Origin of the sequence: Vibrio sp. 1562 (assembly GCF_033340155.1) — a bacterium.
Taxonomy (GTDB): domain Bacteria; phylum Pseudomonadota; class Gammaproteobacteria; order Enterobacterales; family Vibrionaceae; genus Vibrio; species Vibrio alginolyticus.
This window is the reverse complement of sequence record NZ_JAWOVY010000427.1, coordinates 1-654: the sequence shown is the minus strand read 5'-3', so window position 1 is coordinate 654 and position 654 is coordinate 1. Positions and strand designations below refer to the sequence as shown.

The window sequence follows — 654 nt, the reverse complement described above, 5'->3', positions numbered from 1 at the left end:
GTTCTCAGTAACGCGCTCACTGTTATCCGCCGCGCTATCGGCATTCGTTTTCGTCTCTTCACAGGAATCTTTTACCGAAACTCCTACTCTGCCTAACAAGGCGTTCGCGAACTGCTTCCTCATTTTCATAGCCAGTTCGATTTCTGCAAGATCATTCACTTTCCCGCAGTATATGTATTCCATCAGCGGGTTATTGAAATCCTGTCTTGCTTGTTTAGCCAGCTTCTCAATTGGTCTGGTCAACATGTAGATGGATAATGCCGAAAGTAACGCTGCAGCGCTGAAAGCCACCATTGGTGATTGATTCATCTCTAGAAGTAACAAGCCCAAAAAGTTCGAAATAAAAAGGAAAAAGGCAGCTCTCATCCAAAGACGTGTTCGAGGTAGGTAAAGTTGAAGCGGTTTTTTATCATTTCGCAGTTTCGCGTAAGCTTTCTCTGCTCGTTTGACATAAATACGTTCTGGTTTAAAACGGACAGATTGGTATTCAACAATTTCACCGTTGTATTTGATTGGCGATGCAAACGCATCCACCCAGTAATATCCTCCATTTTTTCGTCTGTTTTTCACCATTCCCATCCAATGTTTCCCAGCTTTGAGATGAGACCAGAGGTCTTTAAACGCCTGTTTAGGCATATCTGGATGGCGAACAAC

The 654-nt window shown here is 43.4% G+C and carries 1 protein-coding gene; it reads right to left on the bottom strand.

Annotation, left to right across the window (positions count from 1 at the left end):
- Window positions 1-654: PAS domain-containing protein (locus R7Z49_RS25590; protein WP_318112472.1), on the bottom strand; the 654-nt coding region annotated here is incomplete at both ends.